Here is a 17,868-nt window from a genome sequence, read left to right as displayed (position 1 = left end):
CTTGACTTGCTTGCGACAGCAGGAAAGTCAATGAGAAAAGCAGAAAGGCCGCATTGTCCCTTACAGTTGGACAAGAATGAGGAGATGATTGGATTACTCTCAATGATTCAATCCTCCGACGATCACGAGGGGTTGGGCAGCTTTTGTCTCGCCAGAAAGCTAACTTTCTGTGTAAAAGATTAGATCATCTATACAACAGAGAAAGGAGGACCTATGAAGGCTTGGGAATATTTCCTAGCGCGTCTCGCAACGCAGGAAATTGCCAGAGCTGAGCGGGAATACGAGCGGGAAGCGGAGATATCATTAAAGATCGCAAAAAGGATTTGCCAGGAGCTCTTGAAAGCGGTCGAGCATGATCCAAACCGATCCCGTGACGAAATGCTCTTCAATGCCGGGGCGCTCAGGGCAGCCGGTATTATCGCAGAGAATCTCCGCTTTCCCGAGACCACCAAGATAAAGGAGCTATCTGATAAGTTGCTAAAGGAGGCGATCGAGTCAGACTCTGCGAAGAATCAACAGGACCAATGATAACCTAAAGTCTGGGATTCGTAGTCCAACCTTGCCATGCCCCAATTCTAACATCTCTTCTTTACAATAATGATGGATGTTGGGCTTCAGGCGTTTTCTTCGATCCTTCCCTAGAGTTGTGAGTAAAATAGTAATGGTTCAGTTTTTCAACCCCTAACTCCGAAGGATTCGACAGAGCGTGGGAGGCTTGCTCTCTTGCCGTTCAATGCAAAGATTCCGGGTAGAACTCCAGGCTTACCAGAGTCATTTCGCCACAGCCTTCTTTCTCTGCAGAAATAGGATTGCCCTTTGTTCTCGAGGGAGAAAACCAAGAATGCTCGATAGATTACCGAACAAAGACCATCGCGATTCCAGACTTTCAATCGATTATGCTCCCCATGTTGCGCTTTGCAGCCGATCGGCAAGAGCATTCTCTTCGCGAGGCAATCGAAGGGTTGACAGTGGTATTCTGGTTGACGCAGACAGAACAAAAGCTGCTGCTCCTAAGTAGGCTTCAGCCGATCTTCGACAACCACGTTAGTTGGGCTCGCTCATACATGAAGCAAGCCGGTCTTTTGGAATCACCTCGACGCGGATACTTTCGCATCACCCAGCGCGGTCTGGACGTCTTGGCGAAAAACCCTTCCAAGATCGACCTCTCTTTTTTGAGCCTGTACAGGGAGTTCGTCAAATTTCGCTCGCTCCGAAAGCACTCTAACGGAGCACTCGAGGAGCCGGAACCAAGCAAGGAAACTCCGGCGGAGCCTCTAGAGATAGTCGAGCAGAAGGCCGGACGCACGCCGGAGGAGATTGTTGAAGAGGCTTACATCGAAACTCAAGCCACGCTTCGGGCCGAACTTCTCGAGCGGATTCTTCAAAATAGTCCACACGCTTTCGAGAGCCTGATCATCGATCTCTTAGTCGCGATGGGCTACGGAGGGTCCCGCCGCAATGCAGCAAGGCAGTTGGGGCGGAGCGGTGACGGCGGAGTGGACGGTGTCATCAACGAAGATGCCCTCGGCCTTGATCGCGTTTACGTACAAGCCAAGCGTTACGGGAAAGGTTCATCCGTAGGTCGGCCAGAAGTGCAGGCATTCGTCGGAAGCTTGGTGGGGCTTGGCGCAAACAAAGGAATCTTCGTGACGACATCGACGTTCTCCTCGCAAGCGGTGGATTTTGTCTCACGAATTCCGCAGCGTGTAATCCTCATCGACGGAAAGCGGCTGACCGAGCTGATGATCGAACATTCTGTAGGGGTCAGGTCGAGTCGCGTGATCGAATTTAAACGGGTCGACGAAGACTTTTTCACCGAGGAATGAGCGCCCTGCTCGTAGAGACGAGAGTTGCCCTCATACCTCCGATTCTTCGGTGGGTTTTAAGTGGGCAGTGCCGAAACATCGAGGGTCAGCTTGTTTGCTTTGAGGGGGCCTATCCTTTTGGTGCGCTGGATGAGCCTGCCGCTTATTTTGATAAGTCCGCTCATCTCTCAGATCTGGAGGAAAGCCAGGATCCATTTCATATAGTCTTTGCTCCGTTGCATGAATCTGTCATATTCCCACCTGGTTCCGCTTGGCCTCTACCGCAAGGCAACGGTCGGTCCGCTTTACTTCACCTGGCTTCCGACTCGATAATTCCCCCGTGAGGATGCGTCTCTTTTGGCAAGCATGCCATCGTCGAATATGCCGAACGCTTTACCCTGGCACCCATTGCTCTTCTTCCTGGAGAAACATCGTCCTTCGCTTGCTTCTTACCACTGCGGCGTCCATATTGCCCTTTTCGAGACATTCTACGGCGTTTGTTTGCGTTATAGTCTGTTTGCTCGTTAACCCGATTCCCTGGCCTTTTCCCAGGCGCTTAGACCAGCAGCGGTTCCGCAAGTAATCCTCCAGACGCGTCCGGATGGAACAATAGCTGCCGGGCAAGACACCCGTTGCCCCAGTGGACGGTGCATCCTTTGCATGGCGCGCGCAGAAAATCAGGCAATTATCGCGTTGACACTTTGCAGCTGCTTCTATATCTATTTCCTAATAACCGACGGCGACGACCATGGCGATCCCAGACTTTCAATCAATCATGCTCCCCCTGCTGCGCTTCGCAGCCGATCGGCAAGAGCATTCCCTTCGCGAAGCGATTGAAGCGTTGACAGCAGTATTCGGGCTGACAGATGCCGAGCAAAAGCAGCTGCTCCCAAGTGGGATTCGGCCGATCTTCGACGACCGCGTTAGTTGGGCTCGCTCATACATGAAGCAAGCCGGTCTTTTGGAATCACCTCGACGCGGATACTTTCGCATCACTCAGCGTGGTCTAGATGTTTTGGCTAAAAACCCTTCCAAGATCGACCTCTCTTTTTTGAGCCAGTACAGCGAGTTCGTCAAGTTTCGCTCGCTCCGAAAGCACTCTAACGGAGCACTCGAGGAGCCGGAACCAAGCAAGGAAACTCCGGCGGAGCCTCTAGAGATAGTCGAGCAGAAGGCCGGACGCACGCCGGAGGAGATTGTTGAAGAGGCTTACATCGAAACTCAAGCCACGCTTCGGGCCGAACTTCTCGAGCGGATTCTTCAAAATAGTCCACGCGCTTTCGAGAGCCTGATCATCGATCTCTTAGTCGCGATGGGCTACGGAGGGTCCCGCCGCAATGCAGCAAGGCAGTTGGGGCGGAGCGGTGACGGCGGAGTGGACGGTGTCATCAACGAAGATGCCCTCGGCCTTGATCGCGTTTACGTACAAGCCAAGCGTTACGGGAAAGGTTCATCCGTAGGTCGGCCAGAAGTGCAGGCATTCGTCGGAAGCTTGGTGGGGCTTGGCGCAAACAAAGGAATCTTCGTGACGACATCGACGTTCTCCTCGCAAGCGGTGGATTTTGTCTCACGAATTCCGCAGCGTGTAATCCTCATCGACGGAAAGCGGCTGACCGAGCTGATGATCGAACATTCTGTAGGGGTCAGGTCGAGTCGCGTGATCGAATTTAAACGGGTCGACGAAGACTTTTTCACCGAGGAATGAGCGCCCTGCTCGTAGAGACGAGAGTTGCCCTCATACCTCCGATTCTTCGGTGGGTTTTAAGTGGGCAGTGCCGAAACATCGAGGGTCAGCTTGTTTGCTTTGAGGGGGCCTATCCTTTTGGTGCGCTGGATGAGCCTGCCGCTTATTTTGATAAGTCCGCTCATCTCTCAGATCTGGAGGAAGAACAGGATCCATTTCAGATGGCCTTTGCTCCGTTGCATGAACCCGCCTGTCTCCCTTACGACAGAGTTGCCGACGGAGCCGCCTACACCCAAGCAGCGGAAAGCACTTCGGCTTGTTCTAGAACAATCTGGGTTGCTTTCTCTTGCTTGTCCGGTGGATAGCCGTGTTTTCGGAGGATTCGCTTCACCAATACACGCAACTTTGCTCGGACATTTTCACGTATTGCCCAGTCAATGGTGACATTGTCGCGTACGGTTTTCACGAGTTCTCGAGCGATGCCCCTCAGCGTCTCGTCGCCAAGGACCTGAACAGCGTTACCGTTGGTTCCCAGCGCATCATAGAAAGCCATTTCGTCATCACTCAGTCCGAGTCTCTCTCCGCGTTCGTCAGCCATCCGGATGTGCTTCGCAAGCGTAATTAGCTCCTCAATTACTTGGGTGACTTCGATGGCTCGGCTTTGGTACCGGCGAATGGCCTGTTCCAACATCTCCCTGAAAGAGCGCGCTTGCACAACATTCTTGCGGCTCCTAGTCTTGAGTTCTCCCTTCAGCAGTTTCTGCAGAAGCTCCACCGCCAGATGCCGTTGTGGTATCCCCCGCACTTCGGCAAGGAACTCATCGGAGAGGATGGAAATGTCGGGTTTCTTGAGCCCAGCTGCAGCAAAAATATCAACCACCCCCTCCGGCGCGATCGCACGGGAGATAATCTGACGAATAGCGTGATCAAGCTCTTCTTCAGGCCTAGCTTCACTTGGCGCGCGTTTCGTCAGTGCCGCTTGCACGGCCTGAAAGAATGAGACATCGTCGCGAATCCGAAGAGCATCTTCATGTGGTACTGCAAGCGCAAAGGCTCGTGAGAGCTCGCGCACCGCATCTATATACCTCTTTTCACCGTTTTCCTGCTTAAGGATAAACTCTTGCGCTCCCGGTAAGAGACCAAGCCGCTCCTGTGGGGTCCCTGTTATCCATCTTGTGTAATCGAAGCCATGGAACATGGCGCGACAGACCTCGTATTTCTCCTGCATCACGGCAACCGCTTGCTTTTGATCAAGCGTTGTTTGTCCACGACCACCGTTTTGGGTATAGGTGGCGAGCGCCTGCTTGAGCTCATGCGCCAAGCCGATGTAGTCCACGACCAAGCCTCCGGGCTTGTCTCGGAAGACGCGATTGACACGCGCGATGGCCTGCATCAGGTTGTGCCCGCGCATCGGCTTATCTACATACATGGTGTGCAGACTGGGCGCGTCGAAGCCGGTCAGCCACATATCGCGGACGATCACGATGCGCAGCGGGTCGTTGGGGTCACGGAAGCGATTGGCCATCGCCTCGCGGCGCTGTTTGTTTCGGATGTGCGCCTGCCAATCGACAGGATCGGAGGCCGAGCCGGTCATCACCACTTTGATCTCGCCATGATCGTCGGCATCGTTTGCCCACCACGGTCGCAACTTTACGATCTCGCGATAGAGCTCAACGCAGATGCGCCGACTCATGCAGACGATCATGGCCTTTCCCTTAAGTGCCTCACGTCGTTTCTCGAAGTGATCGACGATGTCTTGGGCAATGAGTTTGAGGCGCTTCTCAGATCCGACGATTGCTTCGAGTTGCACCCACTTGGTCTTGAGCTTCTCCTTCCTCTCGATCTCCTCTCTCTCGGTGACCTCCTCGAACTCCAGATCGATCTTCGGTCTTTCGCTTTCATCCAGCGCCAGCTTGGCAAGACGGCTTTCGTAATAGATCGGCACTGTGGCGCCGTCCTGGACCGCACTCTGAATGTCATAAACGCTGATATAATCGCCGAACACGACACGGGTGTTGGCATCCTTGAGCTCGATCGGTGTGCCCGTGAATCCGATGAAAGAGGCATGGGGGAGCGCATCGCGCATGTGTCGGGCAAATCCATCGATAAAATCGTATTGGCTTCGGTGCGCCTCGTCGGCGATGACCACTATGTTGCGGCGCTCCGAAAGGGTTGGGCAGCGATCGCCTTTCTCTCCTGGAAAGAACTTTTGAATCGTTGTAAACACTACGCCTCCCGACTCGACCGACAACAGATCGCGCAGATGCGCTCGACTTTCCGCCTGCACGGGCGGTTGACGCAGCAGGTCCTGACAGCGCGAGAAAGTACCGAAAAGTTGGTCGTCGAGATCATTACGGTCCGTGAGCACCACGACAGTGGGGTTCTCCATTGCCGGCTCGCGAATGATTCGGCCAGCATAGAACACCATAGTTAAGCTCTTGCCCGACCCTTGCGTATGCCAGACAACGCCGATACGCCGGTCTCCAGGATTGCCAGCCGGCGGCCGGGTTGATTGATAGAGGACTGACTCCTTGTCAAACTCTTTTGGTTGTGCTGTTCGCAATGCAGTAGCTCGCAATGTCTCCTGGACCGCCAACTGCACCGCGTAAAACTGGTGGTAACCCGCGATCTTCTTGACAATGCGGCCGTCTCCACCATCTTCGAAAACGATGAAGTCCCGCAGCAGATCGAGAAATCGGCGTGGGGTAAATATACCTTCAATGACGACCTGGATTTCTGGAAGATTGGGATCGGCAACTGACTCTCCCGTGATGGTACGCCAGGGCTTGAACCACTCGCGCCCGGCTCCGATGGCCCCGACACGCGCCTGCGTCCCGTCGGAGATAACCAGAGCGCCATTCGTTGCGAATAGGGTCGGGAGCTCGACCTGATAGGTCTCAAGCTGAGAAAGCGCGTTCCAGATCGTGGCATCCTCATCAGCAGCATTCTTCAACTCGATTACTGCAAGCGGAAGCCCGTTGACGAAGAGCACTACATCCGGCCGCCGTGTGTGTCTATTTTCTGTCACGGTGAACTGGTTGACCGCCAGCCAGTCGTTGTTCTCGGGGTTGTCGAAGTCGATTACCCGCACCTGTGCGCCCCGGATCGCGCCACCATGGTCTCGATATTCCACCGTGACTCCATCCACGATCATGTGGTGCATCGTCCGATTGCGCTGGAGCAGATCCGCGCCTTCTGGGTGTGTTAGCTTTCGGAAGGCGTCTCCCAGCGCCTCGGCGGGAAGCTCTGGATTGAGCTGGTCAAGACCATCGCGGAGTCGCCGAGAGAGAATCACCTCGCAATAGTCTGATCTCTCAGCCCCGAGCTGTCCGGGTGCGATCTCTATGCCATGACGAACCTGCCAGCCAACTCCTTCTAGCCAGTCCATCACAGCTGTCTCGACAGTAGATTCGCTTAATGGATCGGAAAAGCCAATATGAGTGCTTTGATTGTTCATAGACCACGTTCTCTTAAAAAGCGTTCCGCATCTTTTACCCGCAACTCGCCGGAGATTAGCTTAGGCAGGAGGAGGTCGCGAGTCGCGACGAGTGTTTGATTTTCCCGACCATTGGCGGCAATCCGCTCGAACATCGGAGCAATCAAATTGTTTAAATGACTCCATAGGGTATCACTCTCTGGTTGTGGCAGCGGATACGCAGCTATCGCATCGGAAGACACTCGCTGCCTCCCCGATGTCCCGGTCATACTTCGAATGGCATTTGCGCGGAATGCCGGATCGCGTGCGATCAGATAGGCCACTGCTTTAGGAAGTGGAGGACGCGACCGAAGGACGATAAATTCTGTCGAACCCCATCCCACTTGGTCTTCAGGAAGGTTCTGAACAAATGCAGACTTACCATTTTCTAAGCATGGAGTGATTCGCGCCAGTAGCGCATCCCCATTTCGAAAGCGCACACCCGATCCACTAAATTCTCGAACGACATAGGGCTCTGGGTTTGGACCTGTAGTCGGGATTGATGCCATGTTGAGATAAGGAGCAGGCATCCCGCGCTTCAATTGCTCTGGCGGATTTACTTCAATAAGGGAAGCGAGAGGAACGATCTTCCACCCCTCTGGGATCTCACCGAGTTCGGAATCGACTAGGCGATCGGGAAAGAGCGACCAAATGTCTGAAGAAAGGTAAGGGGCGCGGCCTTCCATCTTCGCGCGGGTCGGACCGAAATCAACGAACCAATCCTTGAAGATCGCTCGCGCCATCTCCTCCAGCGTCTCGTTCATCCGTCGGTTCAACTCAATCTTGTCATCGAGCGTCCCTAAGATGTGCGCAATGGCGCGTTGCTCAGCGAGGAGAGGCAGACGAATTCTGATTTGAGCAAGCGCTGATCCAGTTAGCTCCTGAAACGTCGAACCACTGGCGTGGCGCTGGAGTTCTTCATCGTGTGCTCTGAGCCAATAATAGAGAAAGTCGGAATCAAAACCAGGCTTCGGTATGAGGTTGCGGAATCCCTGGTTCGTCGCAAGGGGAGTCTTCGCAATAGCAACGTATCCGATAGGAGCCCGACTTGTAAGGAGCACCGTGCCTACCGGAAGTTGCTGCGCGGAGCAACTTTCCAGGCCCTTCCGTGATAGGTTCCGCTCACCTCGAGACACGTAACGCTCATGTGGTCCTGAAAGATCTTTTGGCGTGAGCCAAGGAATCTCTCCGTTGAAGTTCGACGGATCGGCAGTAGATGGCGTGCTCCCGCCGACGATTTCAGCTATTTCGCCGATCCGGTATTCCCGCCACTCACTCACCATAGCCCAACTCCTTCAGGTTGGCGGCAATAGCAGCGTCGATCTTTGCGGCCTCGTTCTGTTGGTTCTGCCATTGAGATACGAGCCGCTGCATCTTTTGCTCGAATGGTTCATCATCCGATTCTTGCGGTGCCGCGCCGACATAGTGGCCAGGGGTAAGAACAAACCCATGCTTCTCGATCTCCTCCAGTTTCGCTGCCTTACAGAAGCCGGGAATGTCCTTATATACGATCAACCCATCCACGGCCTCGGTCGGGACATTCTTCTCGCCGCGCCACAGATGGTACATTCCGGCGATCTTGGCAATGTCCGCATTGGTTAGTTCCCGGTGCGTGCGGTCGGCCATGAAGCCGAGCTTGCGCGCGTCAATGAATAGCACCTCGCCGCGCCGGTCGCGGAATTTGTGATTCTTTCGGTCTCGAGCCAGAAACCAGAGGCAAGCGGGAATCTGCGTTGAATAGAAAAGCTGGCCGGGCAGCGCCACCATGCAGTCCACTAAGTCCGCTTTAACCAGCGCCTTCCTTATCTCGCTCTCTCCCAATTGGTTGGATGACATGGAGCCGTTTGCCAGCACGATTCCGGCCGTTCCGTTCGGCGCTAGATGATAGACGATGTGCTGCACCCAGGCAAAGTTGGCGTTGCCAGCTGGGGGAACGCCATATTGCCAACGCTTGTCGCCTCTCAGTCTGTCGCCACCCCAGTCGCTCATGTTGAACGGCGGGTTTGCCAGGATAAAGTCGGCCTTGAGGTCGGGGAAGCGGTCCTCATGGAAGGTATCGCCATGCTCGATTTTACCGTCGATGCCGCGGATGGCCAGGTTCATCTTGGCGAGCCGCCAAGTGGTGTAGTTCGACTCCTGACCGTAAATCGAGATGTTGCCTTTGGCTTTGCCACCGTTGCCGTTGCCGCTGGCGTGAGCTCGGATAAACTCCACCGATTGCACAAACATGCCGGCTGATCCGCAGCATGGGTCGTAGACACGTCCGCGGTAAGGCTCCAGCATCTCAACGAGCAGCTTGACGACGCAACGCGGCGTATAGAACTCCCCGCCCTTCTTCTTTTCGGCACTGGCGAACTGTGACAGGAAATATTCATAGATCCGGCCGAGCACGTCTTTCGACCGCGCTGCGACGTCGCCGACTTTGATATTGGAAATCAGGTCGATGAGCTGCCCGAGACGGGTTTTGTCCAGCGCCGGGCGCCCATAGTCCTTTGGCAAAACATCTTTGAGCGCTGGGTTGTCGCGCTCGATCTCAACCATGGCATCGTCGATCAACTGACCAATCGTGGCTTGACGGGCCTGCACCTTAATGCGGGACCAGCGCGCCTTAGGCGGCACCCAGAATATGTTTTCGGCGCGGTATTCATCAGGGTCCTCCGGGTCAGCCCCTTGATCCTTTTCTGCCTCCAGCGCGGCATGCTTCTCCTCAAAAGCATCGGAAATATACTTCAGGAAGATCAATCCCAGAACTACATGCTTGTATTCCGCAGCATCCATACTGCCACGAAGCTTATCGGCCATGCGCCAGAGTTCATCTTCGTAGCCTACATTGGCGCCGCTTCCGCTGTCTTTCTCCTTGGCTCGCGCCATCACATTACTCCATTCTCCCAGTCAAACATAAATGAGAAGCTAAAGAAAAATTTAAATAGATTTAAATAAAACTATCAATAACTTTTTTGCGCACTGAGTGACAAAACGTCTTCTATGTTCGTTCCGGCTTCTTAATTGATTAAAGGTAGATCCAGCGGCGCCAGAGGAAAAAAAGGATCAAACACAAAAAAACGAACAGGAAAAAAAAATTACGTCTATCTTTCTTTTTTTGAGCCTTATGATAAAAAGCTGCGGAGCGGATTTCAGATCTTAATAGATATTCTCTGAACTCTTCTTCGTCTTTTCCCAAATGCATTTTTTAAAACTCCCTTCGCTATTTCTTAAGGACCCAGATCACCATACCAGCCAACAGGACTAAAATAAGGGGTAAAGAATAGGCAAAACCGCTCATAACCTTATTCCAGAAGCGAAAAGGAACTTCTTCTTCCTCTTCCACTTCTTCTTCGATCGCCAATCTTTCAGTTACACTACCGACCTTGTCTCGATACTGCGCATAAATGGTTTTTGCTTGTTCAACGGTTACAAGAGCCTTATTCAACTCATCTTCCAAGTTCATGGGATCCCAACTGGCAGGTTGAATAGATTCTATGGCTTTTAGCTGGTCGCTAAATTGGGAATGGATAGACTCAATTTCTTCAAGCTGTCTTTTCAGTTCTCCGGCTTGTCTTTCAAGGAGTACAAGCCCTCTGGTCAGCAAATCAACAGCTGTCCTATGATCTTCTTCAAAAGTCCTTTGCTTTTGCCGTAATTCTTCTAGCTGTTTTTTTTGTCGCTCAATTTCCTCTTTTCTTCTCTCGAGATCGAGAAGAATTTCCTGAGCCTGTTGAACTTTAATATTCAGATCATCTATGGAAAAACGATTTTCACTATCATCGTTCACGGTTTCCTCCATAGGATGTGAGCAAAAGAAGACTACTCCTTTTTTTTGATTGGCCAAAAGAACCTAAAAAGCAGCCGATCGCTTTTCTTTTCAAATATTCCTAGTATTATCTACTAAAAAAAGATCTGTCAAAAAGAATTAGAAAGAATTCTTTTTAGTTTTTAAAAAATCTCTTAATTAGCAAAATAAGCCTAGAGACAAAGAGAATCGGTGGTCAGTCTCAATTTCCTTTTTGATTGAAATACAGGGATTTTATAGTTAGAATGACTGTGTGATTGCTCCAAGTGGTTCAGTTCCCTTCACCACCTTTCTATACAATCGCCACATTGAGCTTGGGGCATACATGGGAACGTATAGTGGATGGTGGATGCCGATTTATTATACTTCAGCCATAAAAGAACACCAAGCCGTCAGAGAAAATTCTGGCATATTCGATCTCTCTCATATGGGTCAATTCTTTGTGGAAGGGCCCAAGGCGATGGAATGGCTAAATGGAATTTTAACCAACGACTTATCCCTTTTAAAAGACTCAGAAAGCCAGTACCATTTAATCCTTTCGGAGAGCGGTGGGATTATTGACGATCTGATTCTTTACCGGATTGGTTCCTCTTCTTATCTACTAGTAGTAAATGCTTGTGCATCAGAAAAAGATTATTCGCTCCTGCATGGTTATCTTCCTTTTGGGGATGTTAGCTTGATTGACAACCGCCGAAAATGGGGCTGTATTGCCATACAGGGACCCACATCCTGGAATGTACTCAAAGAGGTGTTTTCCCTGGATCCCATTCCCAAGCACACGATAAAAAAAATCATTTTTGAAAAAGAATTTTTGTATATTGCTGCCACAGGGTATACAGGAGAAGACGGAGCCGAACTATTTTTCCCTGGTAAAATTGCTAGGCAATTATGGGATCATTTACTGGAAGCAGGTAAACCCTATGGATTATTACCCTGCGGCCTAGCAAGCAGGAATATTCTTAGGCTTGAAGCTTCCTTACCATTGAATGGAGTCGATCTTAGAGAAGATAAAACACCCTGGGAAGCTGGCTTAAGTAAAGCTGTTAGTCTTTCAAAACCCTATTCTTTCCCAGGGAAAGCTGCGCTTGTCCTATTGAAGGACTCTTTTCAAACCCTCCTTGTTGCTTTTGTCGCCTGCGAAGAGGCCTCACCTCAGCCCAAAACAGGTTCTCCAATTTTTTTTCAAGGCCAAAAGTGCGGCGAGGTAACAAGCGGCATATGGTCCCCTTCCCTAGGAAGGACAATCGGTATGGGGTATGTGCATAAATCGTATGCACTCATAGGCAACAAAATTGAAATAGAAATTAGGAACAAACTCTATCCATTTGAAATCCGGAAAAAACCCCTTTACAAAAGACCTACTATTCATCGATAGTAGAGTTTATTTTTTCCATGAACATTCCAAGTGATCGCCTCTACACAGACACCCATGAATGGGTTATGGTCAGTGGGGATGTGGCTACCGTAGGCATTACTGAACACGCCCAAAGAGAACTATCTGATATCGTTTTTATAGAACTACCAAAAGTGGGAGAACGAGTCAGTAAAAAATCCGTAGTCGGCGTCATTGAATCGGTCAAAGCAGCCAGCGATCTTTATGCACCAGTCAGTGGAGAGGTTCTGGAAATTAATTCACAGTTGACTGATCATCCTTCATTGATCAACAGCAATCCTTATGGAGAAGGATGGCTATACAAGATCCGAATCATCAATCCTCAAGAACTCCATGACCTCAAGGATGCCGATGCGTATAGAGAGCTGTTAAAAAATAAGGAACTATAAAGTTTCTTCAGGAAGCAGTTCTAAGTAATGGTCAGAGTGAAACGTTTTTAACAATATGCAAAGTTTGGATTCTTTTATAGACAGACATATTGGCCCCTCGAATGAAGAAATTAAAGAAATGTTAGATTTTCTAGATTTGAAAAGTCTTGAGGAGCTGACTACTAAAGCCATTCCTGAGTCTCTTAGAACGGCTAGCTCTCTGAATCTGCCCGAGGGAACTTCTGAAGAAGAGGCTTTAAAAGAGCTCAAAGCTATAGGTAATCAAAACCGATCCTTCCGCTATTTTATTGGCATGGGGTATTCCGAATCGATATGCCCAAAGGTGATTCGTCGGATGATATTAGAAAACCCGGATTGGTATACGCCGTATACTCCCTATCAATCTGAAATTTCTCAAGGTCGACTAGAAGCTTTGTTTAATTTTCAAACCCTTGTTTCTGAACTGACTGCTCTACCCATAGCCAATGCTTCCCTTTTGGATGAAGCCTCTGCCTGCGTCGAAGCCATGTTGATGTGCAAAAGGCTTACGGCAGATAAAAACCGGACTCGGTTTTTTTTATCCAAAGATTGTCATCCGCAAATTCTTTCGGTTATGCTGACAAGATCTCGCCCATTAGGGATTGATCTTGTCATTGAGGATTGGCAGAAAGTAGGAATCGATACGAGCTTTTTTGGGACTTTAATCTCCTATCCAGATACAAATGGTCACCTTTATGATTTTAGCTCTTTTGTAGAGTCTCTCCATCAAAAAGGAATTTTGGTCGTCGTTCATACGGATCTTTTGGCTTTGAGTCTTTTTAAGCCGCCTGGAGAGTTTGGAGCCGACATTGCCGTTGGCTCAGCCCAACGGTTTGGATTGCCTCTATTCTTTGGAGGACCCCATCCAGCTTTTATCTCCGCAAGAAAAGGAATGGAAAGAAAAATGCCCGGTAGAATCGTCGGTATTTCGAAGGATGTTTATGGCACTCCTGCCTTTAGGTTGGCTCTACAAACCCGCGAACAACACATAAGGAGAGAAAAAGCTACAAGCAATATCTGCACAGCCCAAGTCCTTCCTGCGATCGTCGCTTCTATGTATGCCGTTTATCATGGAGCTGAAGGACTATTAGCAAATAGTCAAAAAATCCTTTCTTATGCTTACTTTCTTTACAACCAACTTTCCGCTTTGGGATTTAAGCCTTATCCTTTTCCTTTTTTTGATACCCTCAAAATCCCAATGGATAAAGAAAAGCTTGAGGAAATTAAAAACCGAGGGCTCGAACAAGGCTATCTTTTTAGGGAGTTTGAAGAAGCATCCGCTCTTGGCATCACGCTCGGAGAAAAAACAACTCCTGAAGATCTTCTTTTGCTCTTAAAAATTTTTGTTCCCGACTTGAAAAATGAACCTTTGAATCTGGATCATCTTGAAATTCCTTCTATTCCAGTTTCCCTTCAAAGACAAACGAAGTTTTTGACGCAAAAAATTTTTAAAGAGTACCGCTCCGAAACAAAACTTAACCGATACATCAAGCGGCTTGCTTCAAAAGACATTAGTTTAACGATCTCAATGATTCCCTTGGGATCCTGCACCATGAAACTCAATGCAGCCGCAGAAATGATTCCAATACTCTGGGATTGTTTTACCGAGCCGCATCCGTTTGCTGGCAGAGAGCAGACAAAAGGGTACAGCATGCTTGCATCTGATCTGGAGGAATGGATTGCAGAAATAACTGGAATGGATTTTGTTTCGCTACAGCCCAATGCTGGCTCTCAAGGAGAAATAGCTGGCTTGCTTGCAATTAAAAATTATCTGGGCTCTATAGGTCAAAGCCAAAGAAATGTCTGTTTAATCCCCATCTCTGCTCATGGAACGAATTGCGCAAGTGCGGCTCTTTGCGGATTTGATATCGAAGAGCTAGCGTGCGATGCTCAGGGAAAATTGGATCTTCTAGATCTTGAAACTAAAGCAAGAAAAAATGCTCAGAGGCTTGCTGCCGTGATGGTTACTTTTCCCTCCACTTATGGGATATTCGAAGAAACTCTGCCTGAAGTCGCTCGTATTGTTCACCGCTTTGGTGGACAGCTCTATATGGATGGAGCCAATGCGAATGCCTTCCTTGGCTTATGTAAACCGGGAGAGCTAGGAGTGGATGTATGCCATCTTAACCTCCACAAGACATTTTGTATTCCTCATGGAGGAGGTGGCCCTGGAGTAGGCCCCATCGCAGTAAAAAAGCATTTGGGTCCATTTCTTCCCTCTAATGAGCTACGGTTGGTTGAAAAATGGAAAACAGGTCTTCTTTGTGCTGCTCCTTTAGGGAACGCTGGAGTGTTGCCTGTCAGCTGGATGTTCATCAGAATGGCTGGAAAAGAGGGTCTTAAACGCTGCTCTCAAATCGCTATTTTAAATGCCAATTACATGGCAAAAAAGCTTGAATCTGCCTTTAATATCCTTTTCAAAGGACCTCATGGATATGTTGCCCATGAATTCATTATCGATCTGAGGCCATGGAAAAAATATGGAATAGAGGTTGAAGACATCGCCAAAAGACTCATGGACTATGGCTTTCATGCACCGACCATCTCTTGGCCTGTCCATGGGACCATGATGATAGAACCAACCGAATCGGAATCAAAAGAAGAACTCGATCGATTCTGTGAAGCCTTATTTCTCATCAAAGAGGAGTTAGAGGCCATTGAAAAAGGGATCTATCCCCAAAACAATAACCCTCTGAAGAATGCTCCTCATCCTCCGACTGTCCTCTGCTTAGATAGCTGGGAGTTTCCTTACAGTCGAACGCTGGCCGCTTATCCTGCTCCATGGCAAAAAGATTTTAAGTACTGGCCACCCGTCGGCCGAGTAGATAATGTATACGGTGATAGAAATTTTATTTGTTGTATAGAAAATTAATCTCGCTCTTTGATCTACAAATTCTTTATTCTTTTTGTTGCTTTTGTTCTATCTCTAAAATCCGGAGCAAAATAATTCCATTCCTACCGTTATGAATTCAAAACAATCGGCAGCCGAAAGAAAAAAATATTGGCTTTCGATTGTATTACGTTCCCTTATTTCGACAGGCATCCTATCTTTTTTGTTTTTCAAAGTCGATTGGACAAAAATTGCCACGGTGGCCCAAAGAGCCAATCCAGTGGACATAGTCCTTGGGATTTTTTTTGGTGGAGGACAAGTTTTTTTTTCTGCGATCCGATGGAAAATTTTACTTCAAACCCAAGGGATATTTATTTCCAGAGCCAAAGCCTTTGAACTGACTCTTATCGGTCAGTTTTTTAACGCTTTTCTTCTTGGTTCTACAGGAGGTGACATTGTACGCATTTATTACATAATCCAACTCTATCCAGAGAAAAAAACGGCCGGCTCTCTTTCTGTCATCTACGATCGAGTAGTAGGTCTTTTAGGCCTAGTTCTAATAGGCCTACTGCTGGCGGTGAACTTTTATCACTTATTCCAAGCCAATCCTATAACGCGCCATGCCGTTTGGATCTTTCTGGTTGTCACCCTCATCATCCTATTGCTTTTTGGGCTCATCCTTTTTTTCCCAAGACTCTTTTCAGTGGTCAGGCTACAAAAGAACGAAAGTTCCTTCTTTTCAAACCCTTCCTTCAACAACTTATTCGATGCTATCCGGCGCTATCGACACGGGAAAAAAGAGAATTTGCTAGCTCTTCTCTATTCTTTTGCCAGCCATGGCTCAACTTTAATCATGGCTTATTTTGCCACCCGTTCTCTTAATCTAGATATCCCCTTTTTGTATTTGGCTGCAACCCTTGCCATTGTGAGTGTTCTCATATCCATTCCCATCACTATATCTGGATTGGGGATTAGAGAAGGACTCATTGTTGTCTTTTTTCACTTATTAGGTATAAAGACGGAACCAGCCTTAAGTTTTTCCCTTTTGGTTTTTGGAATGAGTCTTTTCTGGAGCCTGGTCGGGGGCATTGTGTATTTGCGCTACAAAAAGTCTCGATTTAATGATACAGTACTCCGATGAGAGAAGAGGCAATAGGGATAGTACACAGACTTCAGAAAGCAGGGTTTACAGCCTTTTTCGCTGGAGGTTGCGTCAGAGATATTCTACTAGAGAAAGAACCTCATGATATAGACATCGCCACTTCGGCTACTCCTGAGGAAGTACAGCAGCTATTTAAGGATAAGGCAACAGGATTAATTGGGAAAGCCTTTGGAGTGGTTCGAGTAAGATCTGGTCACCATTTTTTTGAAGTTGCTACGTTTCGAACCGACATAGGATCGGAAGGAGGCAGATGGCCAGCAGCGGTGAGATTCTCTACACCAAAAGAAGATGCTTTAAGAAGGGATTTTACGATCAACGGTATTTTTTATGACCCTATTGCTGATCAGATCATCGATTATGTCAAGGGAACAGAAGATATAGAAAAAAAAATTATCCGAGCGATCGGAGACCCTAAAAAACGGTTCGAGGAAGATCATCTCCGTATGCTCAGGGCCATCCGTTTTGCTGTCCAACTATCCTTCAGAATCGAAGAAAACACTTGGAATGCGATCCGGCAATCGGCTCAGGCAATCTTAAATATAAGTGCCGAAAGGATACGAGAAGAGCTAGATAAAATATTTTGTAGTCCAGATCCTGCAAGAGGACTGGATCTTCTCGATCAAAGTAACCTGTTGGCTGTGATTTTGCCTGAAATTTATCGTTGCCATGGGGTAGAACAGCCAAAAGATTTTCATCCTGAAGGGGATGTATTCAGTCATATTCGACTTGTTTTAAGCCACCTATCCAATCCCAGCCTTGAATTAGTGCTCTCAGCTCTTTTCCATGACGTCGGGAAGCCTTTGACTTTTACTCGAGATAAAGAAGGAAATATTCATTTTTATGGCCACGAAATAGTAGGAGCCAAAATTGCAGAAAATATAATGACCAGGTTAAGATACAGTCGAGACACAATTAAAAAAGTGGTCGAATGCGTTAAAAATCATATGACATTTAAAGATGTTCCAAAAATGAAAAAAGCTACAGTTAAAAAACTGATATTAAAACCGACTTTCCCGATAGAACTTGAACTCCATCGAATAGACTGTTTATCTTCACACGGGAACCTTTCAATCTATAATTTTCTCAATCAAGCTAAGGAAGCCTATTCGACCGAAGCCTCATTATCTCCCCCAAAATTGATCACTGGATATGATTTGATTGCCATGGGATTACAACCAGGTAAAAAAGTTGGTGAGATTCTAGAACTTGTTCGAGAAGCTCAATTAGAAGAAAAAATTTCATCACGTAAAGAAGCCCTATTAATGGCCGAAGAACTTGTTCGGAATGAATCGATTAAATAGAATATTTAAATTAAAATAAAT

The 17,868-nt window shown here is 48.4% G+C and carries 14 protein-coding genes; 9 read left to right on the top strand and 5 right to left on the bottom strand.

The genetic code is table 11. The annotated features are described in order from the left end of the window. Nucleotides 1-213 precede the first annotated feature (213 nt). From QOL44_RS00945 to QOL44_RS00930, 4 genes are all read left to right on the top strand, one after another. Nucleotides 214-528, top strand: a complete 315-nt coding sequence (locus QOL44_RS00945) for a hypothetical protein (protein WP_009059928.1) — start codon at nt 214-216, stop codon at nt 526-528. A gap of 281 nt (nt 529-809) precedes the next feature. Further along, a complete protein-coding gene (locus tag QOL44_RS00940) occupies nt 810-1,826 on the top strand; it encodes a restriction endonuclease (RefSeq protein WP_219804439.1) in 1,017 nt (338 codons plus the stop codon). Beyond that, nucleotides 1,823-2,149: a hypothetical protein gene (locus tag QOL44_RS00935; RefSeq protein ID WP_045086413.1), complete on the top strand. Its 327-nt coding sequence runs from the start codon at nt 1,823-1,825 to the stop codon at nt 2,147-2,149. Before QOL44_RS00940 ends, QOL44_RS00935 begins: the two co-directional genes overlap by 4 nt. A gap of 404 nt (nt 2,150-2,553) precedes the next feature. After that, the gene (locus QOL44_RS00930; RefSeq protein WP_045086414.1) at nt 2,554-3,510 is read left to right on the top strand and encodes a restriction endonuclease; all 957 of its coding nucleotides are present in this window, start codon (nt 2,554-2,556) and stop codon (nt 3,508-3,510) included. Between the two features lie 30 nt (nt 3,511-3,540). Here QOL44_RS00930 and QOL44_RS00925 read toward each other — a convergent pair whose 3' ends face one another. From QOL44_RS00925 to QOL44_RS00905, 5 genes are all read right to left on the bottom strand, one after another. Further along, the gene (locus tag QOL44_RS00925; RefSeq protein WP_283401188.1) at nt 3,541-3,705 is read right to left on the bottom strand and encodes a hypothetical protein; all 165 of its coding nucleotides are present in this window, start codon (nt 3,703-3,705) and stop codon (nt 3,541-3,543) included. Nucleotides 3,706-3,775: 70 nt separating this feature from the next. Then, complete coding sequence (locus QOL44_RS00920; RefSeq protein WP_009058165.1) at nt 3,776-6,946, bottom strand: type I restriction endonuclease subunit R; 3,171 nt, start codon at nt 6,944-6,946, stop codon at nt 3,776-3,778. Beyond that, complete coding sequence (locus tag QOL44_RS00915; RefSeq protein WP_009058164.1) at nt 6,943-8,247, bottom strand: restriction endonuclease subunit S; 1,305 nt, start codon at nt 8,245-8,247, stop codon at nt 6,943-6,945. The genes QOL44_RS00920 and QOL44_RS00915 overlap by 4 nt, the downstream gene beginning before the upstream one ends. Next, on the bottom strand, nt 8,237-9,835 hold the full coding sequence (locus QOL44_RS00910; protein WP_009058163.1) for a type I restriction-modification system subunit M: 1,599 nt from the start codon (nt 9,833-9,835) through the stop codon (nt 8,237-8,239). The genes QOL44_RS00915 and QOL44_RS00910 overlap by 11 nt, the downstream gene beginning before the upstream one ends. Before the next feature lie 334 nt (nt 9,836-10,169). Continuing rightward, nucleotides 10,170-10,748, bottom strand: coding sequence for a hypothetical protein (locus QOL44_RS00905; protein ID WP_009058162.1), 579 nt, complete (start codon nt 10,746-10,748; stop codon nt 10,170-10,172). A gap of 259 nt (nt 10,749-11,007) precedes the next feature. Here QOL44_RS00905 and gcvT point away from each other — a divergent pair, with 259 nt between their 5' ends. From gcvT to QOL44_RS00880, 5 genes are all read left to right on the top strand, one after another. After that, complete coding sequence (gene gcvT / locus QOL44_RS00900; RefSeq protein WP_009058156.1) at nt 11,008-12,129, top strand: glycine cleavage system aminomethyltransferase GcvT; 1,122 nt, start codon at nt 11,008-11,010, stop codon at nt 12,127-12,129. 17 nt (nt 12,130-12,146) lie between these two features. After that, on the top strand, nt 12,147-12,536 hold the full coding sequence (gene gcvH / locus QOL44_RS00895; protein ID WP_009058155.1) for a glycine cleavage system protein GcvH: 390 nt from the start codon (nt 12,147-12,149) through the stop codon (nt 12,534-12,536). A gap of 55 nt (nt 12,537-12,591) precedes the next feature. Further along, nucleotides 12,592-15,426, top strand: a complete 2,835-nt coding sequence (gene gcvP, locus QOL44_RS00890; RefSeq protein WP_009058154.1) for an aminomethyl-transferring glycine dehydrogenase — start codon at nt 12,592-12,594, stop codon at nt 15,424-15,426. Between the two features lie 91 nt (nt 15,427-15,517). After that, nucleotides 15,518-16,525, top strand: a complete 1,008-nt coding sequence (locus QOL44_RS00885) for a lysylphosphatidylglycerol synthase transmembrane domain-containing protein (RefSeq protein WP_009058153.1) — start codon at nt 15,518-15,520, stop codon at nt 16,523-16,525. Next, nucleotides 16,522-17,847, top strand: a complete 1,326-nt coding sequence (locus QOL44_RS00880) for a CCA tRNA nucleotidyltransferase (RefSeq protein WP_009058152.1) — start codon at nt 16,522-16,524, stop codon at nt 17,845-17,847. The genes QOL44_RS00885 and QOL44_RS00880 overlap by 4 nt, the downstream gene beginning before the upstream one ends. Nucleotides 17,848-17,868 lie beyond the last annotated feature (21 nt).

It is taken from the genome of Candidatus Methylacidiphilum fumarolicum, assembly GCF_949774925.1.
Classification (GTDB): Bacteria; Verrucomicrobiota; Verrucomicrobiia; order Methylacidiphilales; family Methylacidiphilaceae; genus Methylacidiphilum; species Methylacidiphilum fumarolicum.
Note: the sequence above shows the minus strand (reverse complement) of the source record. Positions and strands in the feature narration are given on the sequence as shown.